Raw genomic sequence first — 23345 nt, forward strand, 5'->3', positions numbered from 1 at the left:
TTAAGATCTTTCAAAAGAGTAGTGGCGTTCATCAAATGTATCGTTTCCTACTGCGCGGGAATAGTGTGTCACATTAAAGGTCTCGTTGGTAATTTCAAGCATTGCACACGAAGAAAAAGGTTTGTCTCGTGCGCACGCTTCCCCCGGATTGAGAAAAAGGGTGCGATTTTTAAAATCGCACTCAAATACGTGCGTATGTCCGAAGAGGATCACTTCGGCATCGGCGTTCATGTAAAAAGGGAGATGCATCAGTTTAAAGTTGACCCCGCCGAGTTTAAAATAATGGGGTTCTTGGACGAGATTGTATTGGGTATGATATTCAATCAAATTTGCGTCATTATTACCATATACGGCAATATAACGTAAGCCGCTATTTTTAAGTTGATCAAGAATTTCAGGTTTGACAATATCTCCGGCATGGATCAAAAACTCGGCACCCTGCGCTTTGAGGTGGTCAATCGCACGTTGTGATCGACCTTTTTTAGAATGGGTATCAGAGAGTAGACCTATTTTCATAACGTTCGCCCTGAGCCTGTCGAAGGGTATTGTGTCCATGGTTCGACAAGCTCACCACGAACGGAACCAACATTATTCATTCGTCTCTTCTCGGGGTGTGCGATCTTTACATTTGACACACTCATAGACTTCTTTGTTGCGGTAGGTGCGCGGTGCCAATGCTCCGCCGCATCCTTCGACTTCACATTTTTTGTCACTCGGCTCAAATTTTGAGATAAATTTACATTTTGGATAATGTTCGCATCCCCAAAATGCACCGCGTCGTGATTGTCTCCATAAAAGTTTTCCGCCGCATTCAGGACAAGGAACTTCAGAAAATTTCGTTTCTTGATTAAGTGTTTTCGTGTTTTTACATTTTGGATAGCCGCTGCACGCCAAAAATTTCCCGTTTCGGCCATTTTTGACCACCATAGCACTGCCGCATTTTTCACATACCTCTTCACTCACTTCATCTGGAGTTGTCGGGTTCTCTTTTTGGTTCTCTTCGGTTTGTTCGGTGTATTTGCACTTCGGAAATCCGCTGCAAGCGATAAATTCTCCAAAACGACCTGAACGAAGCAGGAGCTCGCTGCCGCATTGCGGACAGTTGCGTCCGAGTGGTTTCGCCATTTTTAGGCTGACGATATTCGTTTTCCCTGCTTCAATTTGCTCAAGAAACGGGTAATAAAAATCGAGCAAAATTTTGTGCCACGATTTACCACTTTCGCTGATCTCATCGAGGGTCTCTTCCATCGTAGCGGTGAAGCTGGCATCAACAATTTCATTAAAATGGGTCTCTAGCATCTCCGTAACGGTGAAAGCAATCTCAGTCGGGAGAATGGCGCGCTTTTCGATTTCGATGTAATTACGTGCTTGGAGGGTACTGATGGTCGGAGCATACGTTGATGGACGACCGATCCCCTCACTTTCAAGTTTTTTGATCAAACTCGCTTCGGAGTATCGTGATGGCGGTTCGGTGAAATGTTGTTCGGTCGATATGCTTTGAATATCGATAGTGTCACCGCTTGTGAGGGATGGGAGGAGTTTATCTTTATCATCACTCCCCATTACACGGTAGAAACCGTCAAACAAGAGTTTACGTCCTGTTGCACGGAACTGTGCTTTGGGAGATTCAAACGTAATGCTTTGTTGCTCAAATCGTGCATCGTTCATTTGACAGGCGATAAAGCGGTTGTAGATAAGGCGATAGAGTTTGATCTCGTCAGGTTTCAAATACGTTGCTGCTACCTCAGGGGTAAAGGCAAGCATCGTCGGGCGAATCGCTTCATGCGCTTCTTGCGCCCCTTTCGATTTTTTCGTATAAACTTTTAGCTCTTTCGGGAGGTACTCTTTGCCGTAACGCTCTAAGATCAGTTCACGTGCTGCTTCAACCGCTTCCGTTGCGAGGTTGAGGGAGTCGGTACGCATATAGGTAATGACTCCCGATGTCCCCTCAGGAGTTTTAACCCCCTCATACAACGCTTGTGCAACCATCATCGTCTTTTTTGGAGAGAATCCGAGCTGTGAGCTGGCGGTTTGCTGTAGCGTCGAAGTCATAAATGGTGGCGGGGTAGAACTTTTACGCTCTTTGGTTTCGATTTCACCGACTTTAAATGCCTCTTTTTTCAGAGTCTCTACGATCCGAGCGGCTTCATCACCCGTTTTGATGGTGAGTTTATCGATTTTCTCATTTTCAAAATTGACGAGGGTCGCTTCAATATCCTTTTTGAAAAGGGTATCGATTGTCCAATACTCTTCAGGGATAAAAGCGCGGATTTCGCGCTCACGATCGATGACGATTTTGAGGGTCGAGGATTGAACGCGCCCTGCAGATAACCCTTTTTGGATTTTAGAAGCGAGGAGCGGCGAGAGTTTATACCCTACGATACGATCGAGCAAACGGCGGGCTTGCTGTGCATTAACCCGATCCATATCGATGGTGCGTGGCGTTTCCAATGCATGGATAATAGCGTTTTTCGTAATCTCATGAAACACGATACGCGGCAGTGACTCGGGGTCTTTGTCGATGGCATGGGCGATATGCCATCCGATGGCTTCACCCTCGCGGTCTTCGTCGGTCGCGATGTAGATGGTATCGCTTTTTTTGGCTAACTCTTGGATTTGTTTAACGGTAGCGGTACTGTCTTCGCTGATACGATACTCGGCAACGATTTTCTCGTCATTGATTTTGATACCGAAACGGTTTTTAGGGAGATCCCGGATATGCCCTTTGGAAGCGATTACCTCGTAATCTTTGGAGAGGAAGTTTTTAATGGTCTTGGCTTTGGCCGGAGACTCTACAATGATGAGTTTCAAAAAGTGAATCCTATATATATGGATGAGTTTCGAAAGTGTAACAAAAAAAATTGCAAAACCGTTAAAGATTTTTGTTTATCTCCCGATATAGTTGTAGAAGCAAGGATGCTCAACTAACTAAAGAGCCAAAAGCGCTCTTACGATAAAGGATTTATCATGGGTTTCAGAATTAACACAAACATTGCGGCAATGAACGCACATTCATCAGCAAATGCCAATAACCGTAATTTGGACAGTTCACTTTCCAAATTGTCTTCAGGTCTTCGTATTAATACGGCAGCAGACGATGCGTCAGGTATGGCGATTGCGGATAGTCTTCGTTCACAGTCTTCAGCATTGGGACAAGCGATTGCCAATGCGAATGACGGGATTAGTATCGTTCAGATTGCCGATAAAGCAATGGATGAGCAGATTAAAATTCTTGATACGATTAAAACGAAAGCGACACAAGCCGCGCAAGATGGTCAAACAACAGCATCTCGTAAAGCATTGCAAGCTGACATTACCCGTTTGATGGAGTCATTGGACAATATCGCTAATACTACTTCATACAATGGTCAAAACTTGCTTGCGGGTTCATTTACGAATAAAGAGTTCCAAGTCGGTGCTTACAGTAACCAAACGGTAACAGCTTCTATCGGAAATACCAGTTCAAGTAAAGTTGGTGCGACGAGTTATGCAACCGGTATTGCAATGAGTGCTGAGGGTTCTGTTTCGTTGGTGTTCAGTACCGGAACGAAATCGATTACTATGGCGGCAATTACGGTGAGTAACGGTGCAGCAAACGGTATCAATAAAGTAGCCGATGCTATCAATAATATTTCAGATTTGACTGGTGTACGTGCATCGTATCGTGTTGAGACGGTTATGTCTGAAGCAGTTGGTGCGGGAAGTATGGAAGGTCTTACCATCAACGGTATCTTGGTGGGGACTATCACCAGTGCAAAAGCGAATGACTCAGACGGACAAGTGGTCAATGCGATCAATGCTGTTAAAGATTTGACAGGGGTTGAAGCATCGATTGATGAAGGCGGAAAAATTCATTTGAAATCAATGGACGGACGTGCTATTTTGGTATCCGCCACTATCTCGACAACAGGGATGGCTCAAAGTGAAAATATCGGTCAGTTGACCCTTTCTCGCCTGGATGCTCGTGCAATCGTTGTTTCAGGGACAGGTGCAGGTATTTCTACTCTTGCTACAGCGGTTCTTAACCTCTCAGATGTTCGCGGTAATATCGAGTCTACTGATGCAAAAGCAATCGGTGCGAATGCATTCTCTTCTTCATTGACTGATATTTCAACAGGTATTGGATCAGGGGTAACATCACTTCGTGGTGCGATGGCAGTCATGAATATCGCTGAATCGGCAACAAAATTGTTGGATAAAATTCGTGCAGACCTTGGTTCGGTTCAAAATCAACTTTTATCGACGGTCAATAATATTACTGTTACGCAAGTTAATGTAAAAGCGGCAGAATCACAAATCCGTGATGTCGATTTTGCGGAAGAATCTGCAAATTTCTCTAAATACAACATCCTTGCTCAATCGGGTTCATACGCGATGAGTCAAGCGAATGCGGTACAGCAAAATGTACTGAAACTACTGCAGTAGTTTCAGTACATTAGCGTAAACCAGAGAGAAAGATATTGGCCTGTTGGGGAATATCTTTCTCTCTTCTTGCTAGTTTTCTTCTTGAGAAAACTCTATTTTAAACCGTTCATTCATCTGCTCTTGAAATTTAACCATCAACTCTTGATATTTTGCTTCATCCCGAACTATCTCTTTTTTTGTTGGAACGATAATTTGCTTTTTAAGATTTTCAGGCCATGTTTCTATTGCGCGTAAAATAATTTCCCGCTCTGCATCGATCCCTCCGGCAAAGGTGAAAAGCCAATATCGATGAGCGAGTAGCCAACTCACCATTTTTGCTTTTTTATCGTATTCATCTTCTACCGGCATTACTTCAATTTTAACAAAGTCAAGTTCAAAATGGAGCAGCATTGATTGAAGGATATCATAGTAGAGTTGTTTGAAAATCGGTTCAGCTAAATATCCTTTTATGGTATCGATTTTGTCCATGAGAGGAATTAATATTTCAAAAGTAATTTCTTCAAGTTGATTTGTTTCCAAGAGTTTTACAAAGTTTTCTGAAGCCTCTTGAATAGAGATGAAAGCTTCTTCAATCACCTCTTGACGGTTAACTGTGTCTTGTAGCCACAAATTGATTTTTTCGACAATTTGTTGCTTATATTTGACACTCTCTTCTTCTGAAGTGTTAGGGATAGAAATAGATGATTTTTTCGGTACTGAAAAGTCAACATACTGTTCAATAGCATCTGCAAAAGGGAGCTCGGTAGCTCCGGGAATTCGTGCTCCCCCTTCGGTAGAATTAATAGTTTGAATTACTGATTTACTCATATTGATTGCCCGTTCGAAATAGCTTTTAAACATATTCCAGTACATGGTCGTCCGAATTTCTCCATCTCCGCCATACGCTTCAACATAAATATCATGTCCCTCTACCTTTTCTTCATTAATACCGAAAAAGTGATCGCTAGCATGAGAGGTATTGTCTCGACCGAAAGCGAGGTCCTGTCCGATTAAAATGACTTGTTCGAATTTGAGGGCAATGGCTAGTTCGTGAGCTAAATTTGCTGCGCTCATTCCAATGCCTAGATATCCATACGAGTGAAGCTCAAAAAAATGAGTGTAGCTATGTGGGCGCATTTGCAATATTTTAGTACCGGATCTAATGGCATCCAAAACATCTTGATGTGCAATTGAGACACAGATAAAATGGACCCCTTCCTGAGATTCAAGGGCATTGTTTTTAAAGAAATTTGCGGTTTCCGGGATACGTTCCAGGACGGTTACAAAGTCCGGTTTGATTCCGTGTAGCTCAAGAATCGGAAAGCTGGCATCGACACATATGATGGTGACATAATCTTTGATCTTTTTCAAAAGAGGAATTTGTTTGGTTAAACTTGGCCCTGTTGATACAACGATAGCCGTTTTAGGATACTTCTGAGAAAGGAGAGCGTCAAGTTGTGGCCCTTCCACCATGGTAGGGAGATTTCGAATGTGATGTTCGATTCCCATGAGAGTGTCTTCCGCTGAATTACCATACCCGATAATCGTTGTTTCAAACGCTTTGATAAGGATTTTATTTACTTGTAGGATATTCGGTAGATAAAAATGCTCATAGTAATTGGAAACAAATTCAAGTTTAAATAGTTTTGCAAAAAGCTGTGCATTAGAATTTGAAATTAGATAGGATGCTTTCACGAAATCAAAATCATCGCTATGTTCTAAAATTAATTTTCGACTTCTTATAACGTCCGAAAAATCAAATAAATGGATTGCAATATACAACAATTCTAAATTTGGTTCAATAACGGTCATGGATTCAAGCCATTCATCGCTAAGAAGCATTTGAATGACAACGCCTGTTCCGATACCGTAAAAATAACGATAGGGAAGGCGGTTTCCTTCTCTGAGTGCTTCTATTTTTAATATAGTATCACTTAGCGGATGGGCATAAAGAAAGGATTGTAATTCAATATCAAGTACATTGATATCTGCTAAATCTTTTCCTTGAAATACTTCAAAACGGGTATTGGTTGGTATTTGGAAAAGTTTTCCTCCAAGACGGGGATTGACAGAAAAAAGCGCTTGTAAATTTTTTTCAAAAACGGGGTGAAGAGAGATCGATATTTCACTCATTGGAATCCTTTTTTAATATGGGCGTATAGGGTTTAACACTATTCAGTAAGTTGATATTTCGCAAATAATGTAAGAAATCGAGGAGAAGTTTATCATTATATTTACGTGCAACGGCACTAACCCCGATCGGTAATTCATTAGATCCTTTTAAAACAGGGAGTGTAGCAATCGGCAATCCAAGATAGGTCCATATCAAATTTGCATCAGGGATATCCGGCGTTGTTAAACCGATAGGGGCTTCATCTGCTGTTGCAAGAGTGATTAGAATATCGTAAGATTCCATCCAAGTGTCAAATTCGCGTGTTTCGCGGAATTGTTTTTCAAGAGCTTCTTGGTACTCTTCTTTTGTTATACGAAGCCCCTCTTGGATGATATCGTAAAAGATCGGACTCATTAGCTCATGTTTGGCGTATTCCTCTTTAAAATAGTAAGCGAGGGATTTGTCATAAATACTCTGATGGGTTGTGTGAATAGTATCGCAATACGATGGAAGGGTAACTTCTTCTATTCGCAATCTCGGGTCTTGCAAATGGTTGCACCATTGGGCAAATTGCTCTTTAGCATAGGGGGATGCTTCATCCCAGCGAGGATGTTTAGTAATACCAATGCGGTAAATTTTATCGGGAATAGAGACGTAATTATCAATATGTTGATGAACAAATTCGTAGTTTCCTCCGTGAACCCGCGAAGCATCAAACATTAGGCTCAAATCTTCAACACTTCGGCTGAAAAATCCAAGGGTATCTAGAGAATCGGTCGTTTTGAGAACACCGATGCGAGGAAGTACACCGAAGGTCGGTTTAAATCCGTAAATACCGCAATAACTAGCAGGTCTGCTGATCGATCCGGCAGTTTGTGAACCCAATGCAAGAGGAACCATTCCTGTAGCGACAGCGACAGCTGAACCACTTGAGGAGGTACCTGGAGAGCGAGAAAGATCGTACGGATTTCGAGTCTTATCTTGATAATGGACAGCAAATTCCGCAGTTACGGTTTTCCCCAACATAATGGCACCGGCGCGACGAAGATAATGGATAAGACGAGCATCGTTACCGGGAGTAAAATCACTCCACAGCGGTGAGCCCATTTGTGTCGGCATATCAAAGGTATTATAGATATCTTTGACCCCGACTGGGATGCCGTAGAGGGGATGATCTTCTCGCGTATAGGTTGCGATTTTGATGAGTTGTGTCTCAATCGCCTCTTCATCGAAATATTCCCAAGCATTTACGAGGGGATCAATCTCGCGTATTCGTTGAATACAAGCTTTAGCAATCTCTTCGGGTGTTACGGTATTTGATTTGAGTTGTTCTAATAATTCGGTCGCAGTACAATCGGTCAATTTCATCGGCTCTCTCTAAATTTTCCTTGGCGCATCGCTTTGAGGACATTGGTGTATTCTTCTTCGGTGATGTTGGCCATATCTAAAAATTCGTCTAGGTAGGCAGGGCGCTGTTGATCGTATTTTTTGGCAATCTCAAAACCCTCTTCGCGGGTGAGCAATCCGGCACGGACATCGGCGCTGGCTTGATCGGTTCCCCGTCCGAATCCCCGTTTAACATACTTCATATGGTCATGGAGGGTTTCGAATTTGCATTCGTTCCCTTTGAACCCTTTGTAGTGTCCCGGACGGTGCTCTTCGCGCCAGTCATACTCTTTTTTGATAAATTCCATCTGCCGCTCATCATCCCAAAAAAGGTAATCTCCCAGATGCAGACCGACCACTCCGACCCGTTCGATATCCTCAAAACTCGGAAGTTCAAACGGTTTGAGATCTTTGCGGGTGATTTCTTCGTCAATCATCTGCTCCGGATAGAGTTTCGCGGAGACTTTGGTGAAATAGTCACGATCGAATTTTTGGACATTATCTCTAAAATCGGCACGACCGCTGCTTTCGCATACCGACTCTCCCCAGATGAGGAGCGGAATGTTGAATTTAACGGCGATTTGGAGAGGAAATGCCCCCACACCTGCGTGACAATGCCAGCATGAATCTCCGATTTTATAAAACGATTTAACAAACAGTTTTTTGACCAATGCCTTGTTAGGGGTGAACATAATATGGTCGATTTCGAGTTTTTCAAGGGCATTTTCGAGATTGTATTTGCCGGTTTCGGAATACCAGTTGTGATTGAAGGTAACGGCGAGAGGTTTCATCCCGTATACTTTTTTGAGGACATGCAACTGGAAAACGCTGTCTTTCCCTCCGCTGATAGGGATAATGCAGTCATAGTTATCCCCTGCTTTTTCTTTGTACTCCTCTAACGTTTCACGCAGAACCGCTTCGCTTTTTTTCCAGTTGATCCGCATTTTTTGCTCTTGAGCACGGCATGCTAAACAGATTCCAAGTTCGTCAAACTGCATCCCCTCATTAGAACTCGGCATACAGCAACGGGTACAGTATTGCAGATAATCTTTGTAAAGAGGTTCTCCATACGTATCGGGGGGAGTATCGGTAAAAGTCATTTGCTTGGTCATTTAGGCTCCTTGTTTAGAAATAGAGTTGATTAATCCATATTCCACTATATCGGCAAATTGTCCATTTTTGAAAAGAGCATCATGCCGACGCCCCTCTTCGCTCATTCCGAGTTTGAGTGCAAGATACTGCATACTGATATTTTCCGCATGGGTACCGCAATAGAGGCGATGAAGGTTCAACGTATCAAATGCGTAACCCACTAAAAGCTTCCCCGCTTCATATCCGATACCTTGGCCGAAAACAGAAGGCTCACCGATTAAAATGGCAAATTCTGCGCTACGGTTTTTTTCTGAAATCTGCTGAAGGGAGATATTTCCGACATGACGGTCTCCTTCCCGTAAACAGATGGCAAAAACGGCATGGCTCGGATTATCGATGACATTCGCAATATAAGATTGCGCTATTTCTCGCGTGTAGAGGGTATCACCGTGCGAGTTATAGCGGCACACTTCAGGATCGTTGAGCCATGCGGGGTATGCCCCCTCCGCATCCCTCAGTTCAAGCGGTCGTAAATAAATCCGTTCACCCTCTAATCTCATAAGAGCTCCGCTCGATTGTCCCATACTTTGGCAAAGGCACGAACCACATCGTCCATATCCGCTACGCTCATCCCGGGACGCATAAACTCATGGGTGACGAGGCGATTAAAATGCATCTCTTCGGTTATCGGACAGAGCCCTTTGGGGTACGTAACATCGCTGAGGGTAAACGGGTATCCATCCCGTCCGAATGCAATCTTCTCCTGATAAAGGGGTTGGAGGTAGAGCGGTTTGACATAGCCGTAGCCCAGTAGGACAACCGACTCTTCACGCAGCAGTGTCGGAGGGAGTTCAGCTTTTACTGCATCGATAAAACGGTTGCGGTGCATGCCGGCAATCTCGGCGTCAAACTGCAACGGATGGACGTAAAAGGCGTGTTTTGCCCCCTCACGGATTTTGGTTGGTTTCATGCAAGGGATTTGGGCCAATTTTTCATTCAGATAGGCAGTATTTTCGAGTCTTTGTGTCAGCAGAGAGGGGAGCTTTCTGAGCTGGCAACGGGCAATAGCTGCTTCGATCTCAGTCATCCGATAGTTATAACCGACCATGTTGATCAACTCTGATCGATCTTTGATTCCTCGTGCGGATAAAACGGCTTCGGCATGGTTGCGGATCAGACGGATTTTATCGGCTAAGGCATTATCATCGGTAACGATAATTCCCCCCTCACCACTGTGGATATGTTTGTGGTAATTCAGCGAATATACTCCAATATCGCCCAATGTCCCCGCATATTTTCCATGCAACATTGCACCGGGAGCTTGAGCCGTGTCTTCGATTACAAAAAGGTTGTATTTTTTGGCAAGGGTATTGATCGCATCGCGATCATAGGGTTGACCAAAAATATCGACGACAATAATCGCTTTGGTTTTTTTGGTGATCTTAGACTCGATACTTTTGACATCCAGACAATAAAAATCCTCTTCGATATCGGCAAAGATCGGAATAGCACCGTATACCAAAGCCGCTGTCGCCGACGCGCTCATTGTGTAGGCGCTGACGATAATCTCATCTCCCGGGCTTATCCCGCAGGCTCCGACAGCAGCATAAAGACCCGATGTTGCGGAATTGACACTGATAGCATGTTTCACTCCGAAATATTCTGCCCATTCCGCTTCGAGCGTCCGTACTTCGGGACCGCCGTAAAAATCGTCATGCCATGTCCCTAAAAAAGTAGAAAGTTTTCCGCTGCGAAGGACACGAAGAACCGCCTCTTCTTCTTCGATTCCGATCGTGTTATAGGCTGGGAACGGAATAGAACGGAGCTTTTCTCCGCCGTTGATAGAGAGTTTCATCATCGGTATACCTTTGTGAAAGTTTGAAAAATCAATTTATGGATATGGAGGTGTTCTTTGAAAATATCGCTGCAGGTTTGGTTGCTCTCACGGAGTAAAAATTCCAAAGAATCGAGTGCATAGTGAGAAAGTTTGGTTGCGATATTCTCTTGCAAAGCAAGGGTAAAATACCCCTCATACACACTCGATGGAACACGAGCGTGTATTTCGATTTTTTCTCCCCCTTCTAGGATTTTAATAACCCCTTTTTCAAACCAAAGGGTGAGTTCAAATAACGAATATTCCGGAGAAGGTAAAACCGATATGGTTCCGCCGCCCTCTTTCAAGAATATTGCGAACTCACCGCACAAATCGCCGTTGCAATGCGATGCTCCAAGCGGTTTAATGGCATTCAAACTTCCTAAGAAGTGGCTTAGTACACCTAGTAAATGCGAGCCGTTATGGAGTAATCCTTTGGTGCATACCCCTTGAAATCCGAGAACTTTTCCAAACTCCCCATTTTTTATTCGTGACGCGAGGGCAATAAATGTGCTATTGTATCGGCGCATGAGATGAATAAGAACTTTTTTATGAGTATGTTGGAGCATGTTAACGAGAGAATGGAACTCCTCTTTGTTTGCGACAACCGGTTTCTCACACAATATCATCGAGCAATCGCTTCGTTGAATCAGCATTACTAGATCGTGAAAATGCGCTGAGGTGGATGAGGCAATGGAGGCAATATCATAGTGCTCATCCTCACCGATATCATCGACGGAAGAATACCGTTGAACTCCTCCCCATCGTTCCATAAAGGCGACAACATTGAGTTCTGAGGGCTCACATATAGCTTTTAGCTGCGTATCGGGGCATAATATATAGGCATGGGCGTGACTGGCAATAACGTTTGATGATGGAAAATCGATGAGTCCGCCGATACTGCCTGCTCCTATAATCAGTGCTTTATACATATAGCTCTTTTACATAAATAGTTTTTAAAAATAAAGCAAAATCCATACCGAAATCATCTATGTGCAACAGTGAAGGGGAGAGAATTTCCGAAGGGATATTTGATAGGATACGCACTTGCCGCTCCCTAGGGATGGGAAGTAAAAAATTTCTGTTTTTTGAAGGGAGGTACGAGAGGACAGGCCGCTCTAAAAGTGCGGCGATATAAAGCGCCATCGTATCGAATCCGATGATCATTTTTGCATTCAAAAGCTGATCGTTAAGATCAAACACTGCCGCTTCATTGATTTGGACGCGGATATGGGGATAGGATTTCAGAATCTTTTTATACCCCGATCCGTTGTCACTTGGGTGGAGGCGAATCGTGAGCCCTGCACACCTGAATCGATCAAAATTCTTGAGGATATCCTCTAGAGCACTGTATTGGGTAAACCCCCAGTAGTTTTTATCTCCATATGTCTGAAGGGCTACCACATCAGTCGGTTCGCTCAAAAAGAGGAGGTTGTTGTTTGGATGAGGCTCTTTTTGACGAGCTTGATTGATCATATCGCGTAAATAAAAGTTCGGAAGCGCTATAGGGTTTGGGAAATTAAACGACTGGGCAAGCGAGAGTGCTTTTTCATCCGAAACAGCCGTAAAATCCCCTAAATTTTCCTCCCAACCGATATCCGGAAATCCGAACCGCTCACGATAATTGCTCCAATGATCCAAAATGGCAACCGTTGGAATACCTTTTTCTTTGCAAGAGGTGACGTACGGTCGCTCAATCTTATCCTGCCATCCGGTTCCGAATAACAGCATATCGGGATTGATAGAGCGAAGCTGTTTTTGAGGATCATCGACAGGGGTGAATGGGAGATTATATCGCTTACAAATATGCCCCATAGGACTTTGCGGTATCGCAAAAATATGCCATGATGCGTGCTCGAAATATTCGCGTATTAATGCGCAGAGTATCTCCGAACTTCCTGCATCATAGGATACGACCGCGATGTTCATCCGATATGATCCCATGACAAGGGGGTTCCTTTTTTTGCATCAGTTTTAAAACTTTTCCCCATAATTTCTTTGAGATATTTGGGCGACAATCCAAACCCTGGGCGGACAGAGCGGACGTTAGTAGCACTGATTATTTCACCTGCTTTTATATCTTCGGCGATAAACAGACTGCGCGAAAATTCACGTGATTCCAAACTTTTCGGACTTAACTCGTAGGTTACTTTCCCGAGAAGTTTTTCGGTATCACGCACAGCATCTACCATTCCTTTGAACTCATGAGGCTCCAGACTAAATGCACAGTCGGCTCCCCCCATCCCGCGATCTAAAATAAAATGTTTCTCGATGATACGAGCGCCTAGTGTGACAGCGGCAACGGGGGCAGCGAGACTCATCGTGTGATCGCTCAACCCAACACCCACTCCGAACCGATTTTTCATATCCTCTATCGTGAGAAGATTCATCTCTTCCAGCGCGGCAGGATAGGCCGAGGTACATTTGAGGAGGGTGATCTGATTGTTCCCGACACGTCGGCAGGCATCCAATGCCTCTTCAATATCGCTTAGCGTCGCGATACCGGTGGAGATGATGATGGGCTTACCTTTTGAGGCAGTGTATTCGATGAGAGGAATATCGGTGATCTCAAAGCTGGCAATTTTATACGCCGGAACATCAAGATCAAAGAGGAAATCGACGGCAGTTGGGTCAAACGGAGAAGAAAATGCTTCCATCCCCAAATTTTTGGCATGATCGAAAAGGATAGGATGCCACTCCCACGGCGTCATTGCTGAGCCGTAGAGATCGTAAAACTTTCGTTTGTCCCAGAGTGTCCCCTGTGAAATGGTGAACATGTCGCTGTCACAATCGAGGGTAATCGTATCGGGGGTATAGGTTTGGAGCTTGATTGCATCGGCACCGGATTTTTTCATGGCGTCAATGGTGCGCAAAGCGGTATCGAGTGAGCCGTTGTGGTTAGCGGAGAGCTCGGCGATGATGAATACTTTTTCCTCTGTATTATGGTGTCCGATTATCATTGATGCAGCTCCATTGTGATCATTTCTCTCTCGTTATAGAGAGTTCGATTTGTTTCGGTAAAATCGAATTTTTCGTACAAATGTTTAGCCCGCTGATTGTCGGCAAAAACAGTGGCGCTCAGGGTTGTCAATTTGAGCGTTGAGAACGCATAATCGAGCAGTGTACGCATCAGCGACTCCCCGACACCGCGCACGTTGGGATTGGCATAAATTCCGATTTCGGCAGAATCTTCCGATATATTCGTAAAATCAATCACTCCGACATTTTCACTGCTACGTTGAACTAAAAAGTAGCGTTTGTCGGAGCATTGTTTTAGCGATTCGATAAAACCCAAATGATCCTCAGACGAAATCTCATCCGTATTGAGCATCCATTGGCGAACATTCGGATGATTACGCCACGATAACACTACTGTTAGCTGTTCTATATTAAGCGTTGTAAAATCGAGTAATCGCATCAGCATTCCATTCCTCCAAAACTACATACTTCTCTTTTCGTAAATACTCAAACATATCTATTTGATTAGGAGCTGTTTTAATCGCGATAAATGGGGTTCCCATAAAAAGGACTTCATGCACCATGACGCTGGGGGTTATAATCGCTAAGCGGCTCTGATTTAGCAGTTGAGCAATGCTGTTTGAATTTACCTTTAATGAGATATTTTTTTTATCTTGAATAAATGTTTCCAGTTCGCTCAGATGGGGGTTCCCTGATGTCGTTGCGACGCAAACACTCAAATTATCACTCAATGTTGTGAGAATCCCAAGCGTCGCATTGGTCGGATCACTCCCACCCATAGCGATAAAAATATCGTAAAGTTTTTCTCTTCGTATTTGTTTTTCTGTTTTAAATTCATCACGGATCAGCGTATACTCAGCCCCGCATCGAAGTTCACAATGTTCCGGAACCAACCCTTTGTAGCGTATTGCATCTGCCGAAATATTGTGGTTTAGGAGAATATCACAGTGGTGTTTTTCGTAGGTATCATCCAAACACAAAAGGCTAACACCTGTTTGCTCTTTGATTTGCTTCTCGATGGTTGCATCAATATCATAATGGTCAATGATAAGTAAATCAATAGAACAGGTGCGGATAAGATCAATCAGCTCTTCAGGATCGTTTGAAGTGAGGAAATGAACGGGATAGGGGATAGTATCCATGATAGTGCCGATCAAATTTTGGCAAGCAAACGTGATTGTCGCGTCGGGATAGTGTTGCGCGAGGACAAGATCACGCATAATATGACCTAATCCGATACTGCTTGAAGCGTCGGTACGAATCAAAAGGTTCATAGCTCTTGGAGAACTTTGTACATCAGCTCGGCACGCATCCAGTCTTCCGGTGTATCGATATCCTGCACCAAATGTCGAGGAAGGACGATTGTTGTTGCTGTATTTGAGAAGATCGGCGTACTGCTCAACCACGCTTGTGGTGTACCCCAATAGAATTGTCCGACATCATGATACGCCTCGGGTAAATCCTGAGAACGGGTCAAAAAATGCTCCGGCCAAAACATCTCAATACTTCCCTCTTCATTGCGCTTTACCCCTCGAAAAATTGGAAACCCAAATGTGGTAACGGGGAAAGCATAGCTTTTATGATGGGAGATCATCGCATCATACGCACTTTTAATATCCTCGGCACGGACAAACGGAGCGGTAGCATAGATACAGCAAGCAGCATCGATTTTGATCCCCTCTTGTTCTATCGTTTTGATGGCATGGGCGATGACGGGGATGGTGGCGGTATGATCGTCGCTCAGTTCTTTTGGGCGCATAAAGGGAGTTTCCGCGCCAAATGCCCTTGCGATATCAGCGATCTCTTCATCATCGGTGGTAACAATAATCCGATCAAACAATCCTGATTCCTGAGCCGCTTTGATACTGTATGCGATGATCGGCAGACCTGCGAAAAGTTTGATGTTTTTGCGTGGGATCCGTTTGCTGCCGCCACGGGCTGGGATTATTGCTATTCGCATTAGAAACTGCATCCTCGATAAGAATATTTTTCAATCACTTCGAGAAGTGTATCGGCAACTATTTTTGCGTCTTCCAGAGACATCTTTTGATGGCAGGGAATAGAGAGCTCGCTTTTGTAGAACAGTTCGCTAGTGGGAAGTCTGATTTCTCCAAAACGCTCTTTGTAAAAACTATTTTGATAAATCGGTTTATAGTGAACCTGTACCCCAAGACCGCGTGATTGCAGTTCACTGAAAATATCCTCTTTGGCACAATGCAATGTCGGATTGAGTAAAAGGGGGTAGAGATGTCGCGCACTTTGTTCGTTAGAATTGATTGCGATAGTAGAAAAAAGTTTATGCCCTGAAAAACGTTCATCGTAATAACTGGCAATTGCATTGCGCGTTTGGAGAAAACGATTCAGTTTATGAAGCTGAGACAGCCCCAGTGCGGCGGCAAACTCGGTGAGACGAAAATTATGCCCCAGACTCACCATATCGGAGTTCCACAGCTGTTTTTTGATGATACCGTGAGAGCGAAAGAGTTTTAGCCGTTTTGCTAACTCTTCGTCGTTCGTCACCACCGCACCCCCCTCTCCGGTCGTGATCGGCTTGATCGCATGAAAACTAAAAACACTCATGTCGGCAAACGAGCCGATTTTATGATCGTTGATGGCACTTCCCAATGCGTGGGAAGCATCTTCGATTACGAGAAGATTGTGTTTTTTAGCGATGGTTTTGATCGCTTCGATAGCGACCGGTTTTCCGGCAAAATCGACAGGGACGAGTGCACGGGTTCGTGGAGTGATGAGCGATTCGATCAAAGATTCATCGATATTTCCGTCCATTTTAATATCGCAAAAAATCGGTTTTGCTCCCAGTGCGACTGCCATATTTGAGGTTGCGACAAAACTGATGGGAGTGGTGATGATCTCATCGTTTTCTGTGAGTCCGATGGCAGCATATGCACCCAATAAAGCGGACGTTGCCGAGTTGAAAGAGACACAATATGCAGCACCCACATATCGAGCAATGGATTCCTCGAACTCCTCGACTTTAGCTCCTTGCGTCAAATGAGAACTTTTTAGGATTTTAACAACGGCGGCAATATCATCCTCTTCAATAAACTGAGTCGAATAGGGAATCATTTCTCTTCGCCTTGAGTTAGGGCAATTTTTTCGAGCAACGCTTCGGGAGTGAGCCATTCCGTATTGGTTTCAGAACTGTATTTAAAACCGTATTCGACAGCTTTTCCTATTTCACCGCAATTGTTTTTCGAAAAATCGGCGGCTTCGGTAAATTGAATGGTCGGTTTAATGACATAATGGTCGTGAAACTCTAATGTGAGGTGGGAGTCATCACGCGGACACATCACTTCATGCATTTTTTCACCCGGACGAATACCGACATTTTTATGAGAGAGATGCGGAGCGATGGCATGGGCAACATCTACCACTTTCATGGAAGGGATTTTAGGGATAAATGTCTCCCCCCCATGCATACGTTGAAAGTTTTTAAGGACAAAATCAACTCCCTCTTGTAGGGTAATCCAAAATCGCGTCATCCGTTCATCGGTAATCGGTAACTCCGTTGCTCCTTTGGAAATGAGCTTTTGGAAAAAAGGGACAACGGAACCGCGTGAACCTAAAACATTTCCGTAGCGGACAACTGCGAAACGGATGTCTTGTCCACCTCGAATATTATTGGCGGCAACAAAGAGCTTATCGCTTGCCAACTTGGTCGCACCATAGAGGTTGATAGGGCTGGCGGCTTTATCGGTTGATAGGGCGATAACACGGCTTACACCGCAATGCAATGCGGCATCAATCACATTTTGAGCCCCATTGATATTGGTTTTAATACATTCCATCGGATTGTATTCTGCGATAGGAACATGTTTGAGAGCTGCTGCATGAACCACATAATCGACACCGTTCATTGCATTTTCCAAACGAGGTAAATCACGCACATCACCGATAAAATAACGCATACACGGATCGTTAAACCGCTGAGCCATCTCGTATTGTTTGAGTTCGTCACGGGAATAAATAATGATTTTGTTCGGTTTGTAGTGTTTTAAAATCGTTTTGACAAATTGCTTGCCGAAACTTCCGGTCCCACCGGTTATAAGAATGTTTTTTCCATTTAGCATATGCTTTATCCTATCAACCTAGATGATAGGATAAAGCAAAATTAATACCAAGTTTAAGTATTTGTGCCGTTGATTGCCATGTTTATTTGCGTTTTCAATGAAGCAAATTGATTGGTTAGTTTAGTCATAATTGCATCATATTGAATAAACCGTGCGGTCATAGCATCATAACGTGCATCTAATAACGCTTGAGATCGGATTTTATTAGTATTGAGTGCTTTAAGATCGGTTGTTGATCCATTCGTTAGTGTGCTCATAATACCATTATTATCAGTATATCTGGCGAGCAAAGTATTGATTGATGTAAATAAGCCATCTACGGTTGTACTTCCTGCAAAAAAAGTTTCCGCAGCAGAGGATTCAGCATTAAATTTTGTAAGAAAAGTACTGGAATTAAAACTCATCGTCCCTTTTTCACTCAGATCGATTCCGAATTGAGGTAATGAAAGACCGCTATCACTTAGAGAGGTGACGAGTTGATTAATTTCACGTGTGATAGCATTAATGGAATTGTCTCCATTAAAAATACCAACTTTTCCGGCCGTTAGATCGGTTGTCGTCATACTCGTCAATTGAGACGTCAAGGTGTTGTAATTTTCGACAAAAGAAGTCATGTTGTCACTAATGGCTTGAGTATCTTGAGCAATAGAAATATTTGCACTTCCACTCTCCTGCAGTAGATTGAGTGTCATACCGGAAACAATATCGGTAATTGTATTGGTGCTTCTAATCATACTGATGCCATTGAATTTAAACGATGCATCACGTGCGGCTTGTATCTCTTGCATGCCGGTCGGATTGGTTGTTGCATTATAGGCGAGTAATTTGGTATCGAGAGACCCGCCAACGGAATCGGTCAGGCTAATAGTCTGAGCCGCTCCTGTTTGTGCGGATGTTAAAACAAGACGATAATCATTTGTTCCTACTTGTAAAGTAGATGCTTTCACACTGCTTTCGGCCGCATCATTGATCGAATCTTTAAGATCTTCCAGTGTAGTTGATGATGTGTAGTTAATGGCATATGCTACACCGCCAACAGTGAGAGTCATCGTTCCTGATCCGGTAGCGACACTGTTGGTCGTCGCACTAAACTGTCCTGATTCTTTAACGGTCTTAAGTGCCATGATAGTATTGGAAACCGAAAACGATTGTATTGCCACCCCCGCATTTGCTGTAACACTTACCGAAGCAGTACTTCCACTAACACTGCGTTTTTGATAAAGAGCACTATCCCCCAAACTGTTTGCACTGGTTTTAAAAGTTGTTAGAAGACTGCTTAGAAGGCTTAGCGCACTATCTTTTTGTTTTTGTAAAGAAATTTTATTGTCAAGCGGAGTAATTATTGCGGCTGTATCCGCAGCTTTAAGCTGTTCAATAACAGTTGATGTAAGTACCCCCGACCCTGCTCCAAGTGAACTAACTGCCATCACAAACCCTTTTACTTTAATTCTTAAGAATACATATCGACCAAATCGGTCAAATCTTTAGTTTTGGAGATAAAGCAAAAAAAGTTCCGTTTGAGTCGGTAACACCCAAGCAACGATCTGACGTTAGTATAGAGAGCAGGGAGGAAGCGGTTCCTGCAGATATTACACCATCTTGCATTTACAACCAGAGTTAGCTATAATTCCACCTCTCCTCTAGACCTGTGCAAGGGTGCGTTTAGACATCGTGTCAGGGTAGGAATACAGCAGCACACCTAGACGTGTTTTGTGCCGCAGGTATCTGGGGGAGTCCCTCTATTTCCCCTTTTTATCACATATTTATCAAATTACTCTTAAAACACCGACTTAAAGAATAAATTTAATCTACAATACTCTATAATCTTTTCAGATACAGAGATAATTTTTGGAGAATTGCGATGAGAATTGAATTAATGGAACAGATTGAACATGTTCCGATGTTACCGGAAACCGTTCAAAAAGTAGAAGCGGTATTTAATGATTCGAACGCTACGGTTGCCGATATGGCAAATGCAATTAAAAATGACCCGATTATTACGGCATACATCCTTAAAACAGCCAACTCTCCCATATATGGTTTGAGTCGAACGGTAAATGATATTGCGACGGCGGTTTCATTATTGGGGAGAGAAGCGGTTCGTACTTTCACCATTGCATCAGCGGCAAACTCCTGCATGGAACTAGATCTTTCTCCATATGGCATGAGCAAAGAAACTTATTTAGCACGTTCACAACTTCAAAATGCCCTCGTCAGCCGCTGGGTATCAAAAGTAGATCGAACATTACTAGCCCATCTCTCATTGGCATCGTTTTTATTGGAACTGGGTAAGGTCGTCATTAGCCGCTATTTGATTGAATCCAATCAAAGTGCATTGTTGAGCGGAAATCTAGAAAAAGGAATTTCGATCAAGCAAGCAGAGATTGTAGCCTGTGGCAGCAAATCTGAAGACGTTACGGCAACATTGTTTTTCCGTTGGAATTTTGATCCTGATTTGGTTCATTTGATCCGTTTTGCTAACGAGCCTGAAGATGCGTCTGATCCTGAAACCCAAGAGATGGCAAAATTCCTCAAAGTCGCCAAAGAAGCGATTACGCTCGATGGCAAAATCACCGAGGATACTCTCAAAAATGCGCATGATCTTATCGAAGAGTACGGAATGAATCAAAACCTCTTTGATGAAGCGGTCGAAAAAATTCTCGCCGCCGCCTAATTCTCGCCGTTCGTGGTGAGCGCGTCGAACCATGAATGCATCTTATTCTTCCCTATAACTTCCCGCTTTGCACCCGCTTGGGCTGCTCGGCGGATTGTCTCTCAAATAGCATAAATCTTCATACGTCTGTTTTAACACCTTGCTCTCCCGCAATAACGGCAGCATCTTTTCGTCTTTCTCGCTCAGGGAGATCGATTGATTGTACAGCAACGCTTTAACTTCAGCATCGACGGCTGCGAGCGCCGCCTCTATGTGGGTGAGTGAAACCATAATATTCTCTTTTTCCAGACATTATAACGATGAGGTTCTAAAACAACGAGGGCTGAAGCGATTTTAATTTAAAACTTTTACGATGAATTTCACAATGTCCGTATTGGCGGATCGCTTCGACATGAGCGGCACTCCCATACCCTTTATGTCCTTCAAACCCATACTGCGGGTAGAGTGATGCGAGTTCTACCATCTCACGGTCCCGTGTCACTTTCGCTAAGATAGAGGCGGCACTCACCTCAGGGATCGTCGCATCGGCTTTGACCATCGTTCGCAGTCCGCTGACTCCAAATTTTGAGTTTCCGTCGTAGAGATAATCGGCTTCCCCCAACGCTGCCATGATTTCACGCAATCCAGCCGCCAAACATGCCGATAGTCCCAGTTCATCGATTTGTGCCGCGCTAAAGCGGGCGATATGGTAAGCCGAGTTTTCGCAAATGATATCAAAGAGGGCTTCACGCTTTTTTTCGGTGAGTTTTTTAGAGTCGTTTAGACCCGATATCGGTTGATGTAAAATAACTCCTGCAATAGTCAGCGGTCCGGCCAAAGGTCCCCGTCCCGCTTCATCGATTCCGCAAAGATGCATTGTTTATCCATAGTTAAAATGATTGATATTGTAGCGCAAGCGTTCATAGGAAATAGGGTATCATTCTAGAAAAAAGGACTTTATATGTTTAGATCAGCCATTTTGGCCGTATGTTTGATGTCCGCCAGCGCATCAGCGGCAACAATTTTAGGATTCGGTGCCGAGGCAGATTACTACACACCGAGTGCAAGCGGAGATTTTGATTATAAAAATACCCAGACCCGTTTTAACAGTGATGACGAGTCGGGATACCAAGTGGGGCTGTATTTAGAACATCCTATCCCTTTGCTTCCGAATGTACGTGTTGATTTCACACCGGATACGAGCTTTAGCGGTTCAGATGGGCTCGGCGGTATAAATAAAGTTTCATTTGAGCAGACAGATATTACTCCGTATTATGAAATTCTTGATAATGTTGTTGATATTGATCTTGGGGTCAGTTTTAAAATTATCGATGCCACGATCGAAGGTGCGATCAATGATAGTTTTAGCGAAGTGATTCCGATGGGGTATTTGGGGATGGCCCTGACTCCTCCGCTCTCCCCGCTGAGTATAGAGGGCAGTGTCAAATACATCGGATATAACGGAGATTCGCTAACCGATGCCCGAATTAAAGTTTTATGGAAAATTGCTGCCGGCTTAGGAGCTCAAGCAGGGTATCGATATGAATCACTCGATATCAAAGACCGTTTTGATACCAAAACCAATGTTACTTTTAAAGGACCGTTTGTCGGTTTTAACTACCGCTTCTAAGTATCATCCCCTAAAGCCCATCTCTCAAACGGGATCATCTCGATACGGGAGATCGGGTGAGAGAGGGTACTCTCCAGATTCATCGTTACTGCGATAACCTCACGAACGCGGTTTGAGACGATAAATCCCTCCAGCGCTTCTACTTTTTTAAACAAGGCATGCTCATTCGCAAACGGTGAAGCGATGATGATTTGACCCCGCTGCGGGAGATAAAAATCGATCCCCTCGTCATAATAGCATTCGATATGGTGTTTATCCAACTCCGAGAAAACAAGATTCTCGAAAAGACGTCCGAAATGTTTTTGGACAACGAGGGCATGTTTGATCGCAATGTCGCATAAATAGAGTTTCTTGACGGCGCTGGGGTGATTAAACTTGGATAAGCTTTTGAGATAGCCTCGCTCATACATCGATTGCAGATGGAAATAGAGTTTGTCTTTGGAAATTTTCCGTTCCCCTTTGAGCCGTTCGTAGAGGTTGAAGGCAGAGACCTTTTGTGTCACCATCTTGGAGGCTTGGGAAAGGATCGAAAATTCGATCGGCTCCAATGCATGGATAAGAGTGCTTTGCAAATAAAGAACCCGATCTTCACTGGCGATACGGTGCATAGAGGGAAATCCGCCGAGCTGAAAAAAATGGTTCAATGCCGTAGAGTCATATTTGCTTTCAAAGGCTAAAAACTCTTCATAGTCGAGCAACTCGAGATGTATGTGATAATAAGGAAGCTCAAGTGAAGCCTCCGATGAGAGGATAATCTGGTCGATCTCAAAGAGCTTGATAGCGTCATTATAATTGTCCAATGCCAAAATGGAAATCTTGTTTTCGCGGCAAAATAGTTCCAAGGAGCTGTTCAACTCATGAATATCCAGCCGTAGGTCTCTGCAATCAATATACAGATAGGTTGATTTTTTATGAGAAAGGAGATAATTTTTGATCAATGCGGTTTTCCCTGACTGGGTAATCCCATAAATCAGGGTACTTTCTTCGCCGATTGATTGCTTACGTTCGATAAAGGCGACATTATGTAAATCGTATCGATAGTACTCATCTAATAAAGTTTTCATACCTAAAATCATACCCTAAAAAATATAGCTTCCTTCTTATAAGGAAGTAAATTTTACTGA

Annotated in this window: 22 protein-coding genes and 1 other RNA gene; 4 read left to right on the plus strand and 19 right to left on the minus strand. The window is 43.6% G+C overall.

From position 1 onward, the window contains the following. On the minus strand, positions 1-516 hold the full coding sequence (locus B649_RS00685; protein WP_015652571.1) for a YfcE family phosphodiesterase: 516 nt from the start codon (positions 514-516) through the stop codon (positions 1-3). Positions 517-588: 72 nt separating this feature from the next. Further along, complete coding sequence (topA, locus tag B649_RS00690; RefSeq protein WP_015652572.1) at positions 589-2811, minus strand: type I DNA topoisomerase; 2223 nt, start codon at positions 2809-2811, stop codon at positions 589-591. A gap of 156 nt (positions 2812-2967) precedes the next feature. Here topA and B649_RS00695 point away from each other — a divergent pair, with 156 nt between their 5' ends. After that, on the plus strand, positions 2968-4425 hold the full coding sequence (locus B649_RS00695; RefSeq protein WP_015652573.1) for a flagellin: 1458 nt from the start codon (positions 2968-2970) through the stop codon (positions 4423-4425). 69 nt (positions 4426-4494) lie between these two features. Here the strand turns inward: B649_RS00695 and B649_RS00700 are convergent, their stop codons facing one another. Genes B649_RS00700 through fliD form a run of 14 tightly spaced genes read right to left on the minus strand, consistent with a single transcriptional unit; the run spans position 4495 to position 19365 of the window. Continuing rightward, complete coding sequence (locus B649_RS00700; protein WP_015652574.1) at positions 4495-6537, minus strand: 6-hydroxymethylpterin diphosphokinase MptE-like protein; 2043 nt, start codon at positions 6535-6537, stop codon at positions 4495-4497. Then, entirely contained in the window at positions 6530-7885 is a 1356-nt protein-coding gene (locus tag B649_RS00705) for an amidase (protein WP_015652575.1), read from the minus strand. The genes B649_RS00700 and B649_RS00705 overlap by 8 nt, the downstream gene beginning before the upstream one ends. Further along, positions 7882-9015: an N-acetyl sugar amidotransferase gene (locus B649_RS00710; RefSeq protein WP_015652576.1), complete on the minus strand. Its 1134-nt coding sequence runs from the start codon at positions 9013-9015 to the stop codon at positions 7882-7884. Before B649_RS00710 ends, B649_RS00705 begins: the two co-directional genes overlap by 4 nt. Beyond that, positions 9016-9555 (minus strand): GNAT family protein, encoded by a 540-nt coding sequence (locus B649_RS00715; RefSeq protein WP_015652577.1) that lies wholly within the window; start codon positions 9553-9555, stop codon positions 9016-9018. Beyond that, complete coding sequence (locus B649_RS00720; protein ID WP_015652578.1) at positions 9552-10853, minus strand: DegT/DnrJ/EryC1/StrS family aminotransferase; 1302 nt, start codon at positions 10851-10853, stop codon at positions 9552-9554. Before B649_RS00720 ends, B649_RS00715 begins: the two co-directional genes overlap by 4 nt. Continuing rightward, positions 10850-11800 (minus strand): Gfo/Idh/MocA family oxidoreductase, encoded by a 951-nt coding sequence (locus tag B649_RS00725; protein WP_015652579.1) that lies wholly within the window; start codon positions 11798-11800, stop codon positions 10850-10852. The genes B649_RS00720 and B649_RS00725 overlap by 4 nt, the downstream gene beginning before the upstream one ends. After that, positions 11793-12812 (minus strand): hypothetical protein, encoded by a 1020-nt coding sequence (locus B649_RS00730; protein ID WP_015652580.1) that lies wholly within the window; start codon positions 12810-12812, stop codon positions 11793-11795. The genes B649_RS00725 and B649_RS00730 overlap by 8 nt, the downstream gene beginning before the upstream one ends. Then, entirely contained in the window at positions 12794-13828 is a 1035-nt protein-coding gene (pseI, locus tag B649_RS00735; protein WP_015652581.1) for a pseudaminic acid synthase, read from the minus strand. Before pseI ends, B649_RS00730 begins: the two co-directional genes overlap by 19 nt. Continuing rightward, positions 13825-14286, minus strand: coding sequence for a UDP-4-amino-4,6-dideoxy-N-acetyl-beta-L-altrosamine N-acetyltransferase (pseH, locus tag B649_RS00740; protein ID WP_015652582.1), 462 nt, complete (start codon positions 14284-14286; stop codon positions 13825-13827). The genes pseI and pseH overlap by 4 nt, the downstream gene beginning before the upstream one ends. Next, the gene (gene pseG, locus B649_RS00745) at positions 14258-15121 is read right to left on the minus strand and encodes a UDP-2,4-diacetamido-2,4,6-trideoxy-beta-L-altropyranose hydrolase (RefSeq protein ID WP_015652583.1); all 864 of its coding nucleotides are present in this window, start codon (positions 15119-15121) and stop codon (positions 14258-14260) included. Before pseG ends, pseH begins: the two co-directional genes overlap by 29 nt. Further along, positions 15118-15807, minus strand: coding sequence for a pseudaminic acid cytidylyltransferase (pseF, locus tag B649_RS00750; protein WP_015652584.1), 690 nt, complete (start codon positions 15805-15807; stop codon positions 15118-15120). Before pseF ends, pseG begins: the two co-directional genes overlap by 4 nt. Beyond that, the gene (gene pseC, locus B649_RS00755) at positions 15807-16934 is read right to left on the minus strand and encodes a UDP-4-amino-4,6-dideoxy-N-acetyl-beta-L-altrosamine transaminase (protein ID WP_015652585.1); all 1128 of its coding nucleotides are present in this window, start codon (positions 16932-16934) and stop codon (positions 15807-15809) included. The genes pseF and pseC overlap by 1 nt, the downstream gene beginning before the upstream one ends. After that, positions 16931-17938, minus strand: coding sequence for a UDP-N-acetylglucosamine 4,6-dehydratase (inverting) (pseB, locus tag B649_RS00760; protein WP_015652586.1), 1008 nt, complete (start codon positions 17936-17938; stop codon positions 16931-16933). The genes pseC and pseB overlap by 4 nt, the downstream gene beginning before the upstream one ends. A gap of 53 nt (positions 17939-17991) precedes the next feature. Further along, on the minus strand, positions 17992-19365 hold the full coding sequence (gene fliD, locus B649_RS00765) for a flagellar filament capping protein FliD (protein ID WP_015652587.1): 1374 nt from the start codon (positions 19363-19365) through the stop codon (positions 17992-17994). 210 nt (positions 19366-19575) lie between these two features. Between fliD and ffs the strand changes: the two genes are divergently transcribed. Both ffs and B649_RS00770 read left to right on the plus strand, forming a co-directional pair. After that, positions 19576-19673, plus strand: an RNA gene (gene ffs / locus B649_RS12400) — signal recognition particle sRNA small type. Positions 19674-19799: 126 nt separating this feature from the next. Further along, positions 19800-20612, plus strand: coding sequence for an HDOD domain-containing protein (locus B649_RS00770; protein ID WP_041192361.1), 813 nt, complete (start codon positions 19800-19802; stop codon positions 20610-20612). Between the two features lie 42 nt (positions 20613-20654). Here the strand turns inward: B649_RS00770 and B649_RS00775 are convergent, their stop codons facing one another. Together B649_RS00775 and B649_RS00780 are read right to left on the minus strand one after the other, a co-directional pair. Further along, entirely contained in the window at positions 20655-20882 is a 228-nt protein-coding gene (locus tag B649_RS00775; protein WP_015652589.1) for a hypothetical protein, read from the minus strand. 37 nt (positions 20883-20919) lie between these two features. Continuing rightward, complete coding sequence (locus B649_RS00780) at positions 20920-21468, minus strand: ribonuclease HII (protein WP_015652590.1); 549 nt, start codon at positions 21466-21468, stop codon at positions 20920-20922. Between the two features lie 84 nt (positions 21469-21552). Here B649_RS00780 and B649_RS00785 point away from each other — a divergent pair, with 84 nt between their 5' ends. Further along, the gene (locus B649_RS00785) at positions 21553-22221 is read left to right on the plus strand and encodes a TIGR04219 family outer membrane beta-barrel protein (protein WP_015652591.1); all 669 of its coding nucleotides are present in this window, start codon (positions 21553-21555) and stop codon (positions 22219-22221) included. Here B649_RS00785 and B649_RS00790 read toward each other — a convergent pair. Further along, positions 22218-23285 (minus strand): ATP-binding protein, encoded by a 1068-nt coding sequence (locus B649_RS00790; RefSeq protein WP_041192362.1) that lies wholly within the window; start codon positions 23283-23285, stop codon positions 22218-22220. The two genes, B649_RS00785 and B649_RS00790, sit on opposite strands and share 4 nt — an antisense overlap. Positions 23286-23345: the final 60 nt, after the last annotated feature.

The sequence above is a fragment of the Candidatus Sulfuricurvum sp. RIFRC-1 genome, assembly GCF_000310245.1.
GTDB lineage: Bacteria > Campylobacterota > Campylobacteria > Campylobacterales > Sulfurimonadaceae > Sulfuricurvum.